This is a genomic window from Brevundimonas sp. (genome assembly GCF_050729455.1).
In the GTDB taxonomy this organism is placed as follows: domain Bacteria; phylum Pseudomonadota; class Alphaproteobacteria; order Caulobacterales; family Caulobacteraceae; genus Brevundimonas.
The window spans coordinates 1-5,427 of the sequence record NZ_JBOHLI010000096.1; the positions used below are offsets into that span (position 1 = coordinate 1).

At 69.7% G+C, this 5,427-nt stretch carries 9 protein-coding genes; 1 reads left to right on the top strand and 8 read right to left on the bottom strand.

Translation table 11 applies throughout. From position 1 onward, the window contains the following. The 8 genes from ACREEF_RS15335 to ACREEF_RS15370 all read right to left on the bottom strand — a co-directional run. The coding region (locus tag ACREEF_RS15335) for a murein hydrolase activator EnvC family protein (RefSeq protein ID WP_431566434.1) at window positions 1-737 on the bottom strand (737 nt) is incomplete at its 3' end. A gap of 47 nt (window positions 738-784) precedes the next feature. Continuing rightward, window positions 785-1,249 carry a 23S rRNA (pseudouridine(1915)-N(3))-methyltransferase RlmH gene (gene rlmH, locus ACREEF_RS15340; protein WP_431566435.1) on the bottom strand — a complete coding sequence of 155 codons (465 nt, stop codon included), beginning with the start codon at window positions 1,247-1,249 and terminating at the stop codon, window positions 785-787. 21 nt (window positions 1,250-1,270) lie between these two features. Then, complete coding sequence (rsfS, locus tag ACREEF_RS15345) at window positions 1,271-1,702, bottom strand: ribosome silencing factor (RefSeq protein ID WP_431566436.1); 432 nt, start codon at window positions 1,700-1,702, stop codon at window positions 1,271-1,273. Between the two features lie 117 nt (window positions 1,703-1,819). Continuing rightward, window positions 1,820-2,494 (bottom strand): nicotinate-nucleotide adenylyltransferase, encoded by a 675-nt coding sequence (locus tag ACREEF_RS15350; RefSeq protein WP_431566437.1) that lies wholly within the window; start codon window positions 2,492-2,494, stop codon window positions 1,820-1,822. A 102-nt stretch (window positions 2,495-2,596) separates the two neighbouring features. Beyond that, window positions 2,597-3,214 (bottom strand): DUF6655 family protein, encoded by a 618-nt coding sequence (locus tag ACREEF_RS15355; RefSeq protein ID WP_431566438.1) that lies wholly within the window; start codon window positions 3,212-3,214, stop codon window positions 2,597-2,599. Between the two features lies 1 nt (window position 3,215). Beyond that, window positions 3,216-3,656, bottom strand: coding sequence for a VOC family protein (locus ACREEF_RS15360; RefSeq protein WP_431566439.1), 441 nt, complete (start codon window positions 3,654-3,656; stop codon window positions 3,216-3,218). A gap of 3 nt (window positions 3,657-3,659) precedes the next feature. Then, window positions 3,660-3,896, bottom strand: coding sequence for a zinc-finger domain-containing protein (locus ACREEF_RS15365; protein ID WP_431566440.1), 237 nt, complete (start codon window positions 3,894-3,896; stop codon window positions 3,660-3,662). Window positions 3,897-3,953: 57 nt separating this feature from the next. Beyond that, on the bottom strand, window positions 3,954-4,253 hold the full coding sequence (locus ACREEF_RS15370; RefSeq protein ID WP_431566441.1) for a hypothetical protein: 300 nt from the start codon (window positions 4,251-4,253) through the stop codon (window positions 3,954-3,956). A gap of 186 nt (window positions 4,254-4,439) precedes the next feature. On the opposite strand from ACREEF_RS15370, the gene ACREEF_RS15375 reads away from it, so the two are divergent. Beyond that, window positions 4,440-5,414, top strand: a complete 975-nt coding sequence (locus tag ACREEF_RS15375) for an ABC transporter ATP-binding protein (RefSeq protein ID WP_431566442.1) — start codon at window positions 4,440-4,442, stop codon at window positions 5,412-5,414. Window positions 5,415-5,427: the final 13 nt, after the last annotated feature.

Here is a 5,427-nt window from a genome sequence, read left to right on the forward strand (position 1 = left end):
CCCTGAACCGGGGCCGTCAGGCGACTGCGTCCGGCCGGCAGGCGGGCGGCGGGGGCCTCGACGGCGGCCTCGGCCACCAGGGGCGTCTGGCCGCCCAGCTCGCGGATGCGGGCCTCCAGCGCGCGGGTCGCACGCTCTGCACGAGAGGCCTCGGCGCGCAGGACGGCGCGCAGGGCGATCTTGCGGGCCGAAAGGCTCTCGATCTCGGCGCGGCGGTCGCCCTGGGCGCTCTCGACGGTGAACAGGCGCTCGCTGGACAGGGCGGCCAGGCGCCGAATGCGGATGACCTCGGCCTGACGATCGACCAGGGTCTTGGCCCGCGCCTGAAGCTCGGGCGTCATGGCGCGGATCAGGATGGAGGCCCGCACCGTGTCCACCGCCTTGTCCGCCGGGATCAGCAGCGGCGGCGGCGGCTTGCGGCTCATCATCTGCAGGGCGGACAAGAGACGCCCCTGCCCGGCCCGTTCGCGCGACAGGGCGGCGACCAGCGCCGCCTCGCGGTCGCCGAGTTCCTTGAGGCGCGCGCGCTGGGATTCCATCTGCACGTCATCCGCCGCTTCGGCCCGACGCAGCTCGGCCAGCTGCCGGTCCAGATCGACCACCTCGTTGCCGGCGGCGGCGGCCTCGGCGCGCAAACGCCGCGCGCGCGCGGTCTCGTCGCGATACTCGGCCTGAAGCCGGGTTAGTTCAGGATTGGGCGCGGCCGCGCGCTGGCTCGACGCCGGGCCCGCCAGCATCAAGGCCAGCCCCGTCGACAACCAAAGAAGCCCCGCCCCCCGGCGCATCAGTCGCGGTGATAGGGCGAGCCGGACAGGATGGTCACGGCGCGGTAAAGCTGCTCGGCCAGCATGGCGCGGGCCAGAGCGTGGGGCCACGTCTGGGGGCCAAAAGCGAGCGTCGAACGGGCGGCGCGGCGCACGCTCTCGTCCAGGCCGTCGGCCCCGCCGATGGCGAAGATCAGCCGCCGCTCACCCTGATCGCGCAGGGCGGCCACATGGTCGGCGAAGGCGCGCGACGAATAGGTCTTGCCCCGTTCGTCGCAGGCGATCAGGTGCGCGCCCACGGCGGCGGCCAGGATCAGTTCGGCCTCGGGGGCCTTGCCGGATTTGCGGGGTTCGAGATCCAGAAGCTCCAGCGGACCGAGCCCCAGCGGACGGCCCGCCAGGGTCGCCCGCCGGGCGTAGTCGTCGGCCAGGGCGGCCTCGGGACCGCGGCCCGGCTTGCCGATGGCCGCGATCGCCAGCTTCATGGGGTCAGCTCAGTCCGAGGATCAGGCGGCGCCGGCGCCGCGGTGGGCGCTGTCGATCGCCCAGATCTTCTCGATATTGTAGAAGGTGCGCACTTCCGGGCGGAACAGGTGGACGATCACGTCGCCCGCATCCAGCAGCACCCAGTCGCAGTGGGGCAGGCCTTCGACCTTGACCTTGCCCAGACCCATGTCCTTGAACAGGCGCAGCAGGTGGTCGGCCAGGGCGCCGACGTGGCGGTGCGACCGACCCGAAGCCACGATCATGGCGTCGGACATCGGGCTTTTGCCGCGCAGGTCGATCAGGACCATGTCCTGGGCCTTGTCGTCGTCGAGTTTGGCGATGATGGCGCGTTCCAGATCGGTCAGGCCGACCGGAAGCGGGGCTTGATCGCCGGTACTGGGACCGCCTTCGGCCTGACCGTCGTCGGAATGGACGGACTCGATCGGGTCCATCTCGTGCGCCGAGTTGGAAACGGCGCTGTCTTGCGCATCGTGCGCGGGCGAGGGGGTCAGCGGAGGGCTCCGGGGGAGATTACTAAAGCGGCAGCCTAGCACGTCCCGGCCGAAACGTCACCCATCGCCGGGAATGGGGGCCTCGCCCCGACGAATCGCTGTCGAGGAGCGCGGATTCAGCGGTGCCGTCAGATAGGTCCAGGCCGGCGCCTCGAGGCTGGGCAGCAGCCCGGCCTGGGCCGCCGGAACGCGGTTGCGGGCGAAGCGGGCGGCGGCCGGCGCCCGGCGGCTGTCCAGTTGGCTGCCCGGCCGCGCGATCACCGCGACGGGCGTCAGCCGCATGATGTCGGTCCAGCCGCGCCAGCGATGGAAGCTGGCCAGATTGTCCGAGCCCATCAGCCAGACGAACTTCACCCCGGGATAGCGAGCCGTCAGCGCCCGCACCGTGTCGATGGTCCAGCGCGTGCCGACGCGGGTCTCGAAATCCGAGACGATCATGGCCGGGCCGACCCTGGCGGCGGCGGCGCGGGCCGAGGCCATGCGGTCGGAAAGCGGCGCGGTCTCGTGGTTCGACTTCAAGGGGTTTTGCGGCGAGACCAGCCAGACCACCCGGTCCAGACCCAGACGCCGCATCGCCGTCTCGGCCACATGGGCGTGGCCGTCGTGGGCCGGATTGAAGGAGCCGCCGAACAGGCCGACCTTCATCCCCGGATGCAGGTCCAGCCCGTCGCGCAGGGCGCCGGGTCGAGGGCCGAAGCCTTTCGGCGCGGGACCGGCGTGGAAGAAGGACAAGGGCGGCTCTTTGGCGGCGGCGACGAGAGGGCGGACTTATGCTCACCCGTGCCCTAACATGGTCTCTCGCGCCTGTCTCGCTTCAGCAGGCGGACGAAAGCCTCAGAACTCTTTCCAGCTCGAGCCCGGATCGCGCTCGCCCGGCTGGGCCAGCTGCTGGCCCCAGGTCACGACCATGAAGGCCTTGTGGCTGCGGATCTTGTACTGGCCGATCATCGGCGCGACCGCGCCCAGCGGCAGGCCGGTGCGGCCGTCGTAGAGGAAGCCCGAAAACTCGGCCACGCCCATGCGGTCACGGTTGGAATAGATCGACAGCTCGGGGATGGAGACGACGTTCAGCGTCTCGTTGATCGGCACCCTCATGTCGGGGATGCCGAAGACCCGGCGCATCTGCTCCAGCGACAGGGCGCCGGCGCGGACCTCGAAGATGGCGTCGGCGCTGTCGCGGTCGCGGCTGATGGCGTAGCCCGCGTCCGACAGGGCGGCGCGGATGGCGCTCAGCGCATAGCGGGCGTTCTCGGCCTGGAAATAGGTCTCGTCGATGAAGACGCGCGCGCCCTGGGGGATCGGCAGGGTCAGGCCCTCGACCGCCCGGTCGGCGGCGCGGTTGACCAGCAGCATGTCGGTGGCCGTCCGCGTCGGATTGGTCTCGGTCACGGAGGCGCAGCCGGCCAGAACGGCGGTCGCGGCCAGCAGGACGATCAGGCGCGCGGACGTCAAATCACCAGGCTCCGACGTTCGGCATGGAGGCCCAGGGCTCGGCCGGGGCCAGACGCGCGCCGGCCTGCAACAGTTCGACCGAAATGCCGTCGGGCGAGCGGATGAAGGCCATGTGGCCGTCGCGCGGCGGACGGTTGATCGTCACCCCGCCGTCCATCAGGCGCAGGCAGGCGGCGTAGATGTCCTCGACCTCGAAGGCCAGGTGGCCGAAGTTGCGGCCGCCCTGATAGTCCTCGGGATCCCAGTTGAAGGTCAGCTCGACCTCGGGCGACTTCTCGGCCTCGGCGCGACCCACGTCTTGCGGCGCGGCCAGATAGATCAGGCTGAAGCGACCGGCCTCGCTGTCCATGCGGCGCGTCTGCACCAGGCCCAGCAGGTCGCGATAGAAGTGCAGCGACGCCTCCAGGTCCTTCACGCGGACCATGGTGTGCAGGTAGCGCATGGCTCAGTGGGCCTCGGGCGGGCGGGCCGCCGGGTCCAGGTACTCGTTTTCCGGATGCGAATGCGCCGACAGGACGAAGCGGCGGTCGCAGTAGCCGCACTCGACGAAGTCGTCCTCGCCCATCTCCAGATAGACCAGCGGGTGGCCGAGGACGCCGCCGCCGTCGCAGGCGACGCGCTTGGACGAGACCACGATCTCTTCGGGGGCGGGGATGACGGCGTCGGTATTGCGGGGAGGCATGGGTCCGGTCCGGGTCTGGAAGGCTTGCGCCGTTCCTAGGCGGACCAGACCCTTTGGTCAAACTTCGGCGGCGGGTGCGACGGGCTGCGGTTTGCGACCGAACAGCTTGTCCAGCATGGCCTTGCGCTTCTTGAACAGGGTCAGGCCCAGGCAGCCGGCGCCGACCCAAAGGCCGATCTCGCCGATCAGGGCGGCGACGGCGGCGAGCAGGGCCGCATGGGTCATGTCCAGATGCTCCAGCTTGCCCGCCAGCAGGGCCAGACCCATGCCGGTGTAGCCGATGGCGCAGACGCCCATGGCGGCGAAACCGATCAGGCGGGTGCGGGTCAGGGGCTTCTTGGCGTTCAGGGCGGTCATCGGCGTCTCTCCATCAAGGCAGGTTGTCTTTATGACAAGGAAGCTAGACATGATGAAAGCGAGCGTCAAGTATCATTTACACAAAGACGTGCAAGCTTGTCCGATCGGAGCTTTGCAACGCCTTGGCGAATGCGCCTTCGCCCCCTACCTATGCCGCACGCTTCCGCCCTCCGAGTGAACGCCCGCATGACCGAGACCCCTGCCCTGCCCGTCAACGCCATCGAGGTGCGGGGCCTGAAGAAGACCTATGCGGGCACCAAGAAATCCCCGGCCAAGACCGCCCTGCGCGGCGTCGATCTGACCGTGCCGCGCGGCTCGATGTTCGGCCTGCTGGGCCCCAACGGCGCGGGCAAGTCGACCCTGATCAACATCATCGCCGGGGTGGTCAACAAGTCCGAGGGCACGGTCCGCATCTGGGACCGCGACATCGACCATGAGGCGCGCGACGCCCGCGCGGCCCTGGGCGTCGTGCCGCAGGAGATCGTCGCCGACGTTTTCTTCACCCCGCGCGAAGCGCTGGAGGTCCAGGCCGGCTTCTACGGCGTGCCCGCCCATGAGCGCCGCTCGGACGAACTGCTGGCGGCGCTGGGCCTTTCGGACAAGGCCAACGCCTATGTCCGCGCCCTGTCCGGCGGCATGAAGCGCCGCCTGATGGTGGCCAAGGCCCTGGTGCACAATCCGCCGGTCCTGATCCTCGACGAGCCGACGGCGGGGGTGGACGTCGAGCTGCGCCGCCAGCTGTGGGACTATGTGCGCAAGATCAACGAGGAAGGCGTCACCGTCATCCTGACCACCCACTATCTGGAAGAAGCCCAGGAGCTGTGTGACACCATCGCCATCATCAACCGGGGCGAGGTCGTGGCCTGCGAGCCGACGCGCCAGCTGCTGAAGCGTCTGGACACCCGCAATGTGGTGGTGACGCCGGAGACGCCGCAGGAAGTCCTGCCCGCGCTGGACGGATTCCACGTCGCGCCGCGCCCGCACGGGGCCTTCGTCGTCACCTACCGTACGGGCGAATCCAGCGTCGAACAGGTGCTGGCTGCCGTGCGCGCCGTGGGCGTGAAGATCAAGGACATCGCCACCGAGGACCCGGATCTGGAAGACGTCTTCCTGGCCCTGACCTACGGCGACGCCAGCCGGCCCAGTCCGACGCAGGATTAGCCACCCCCTCTCC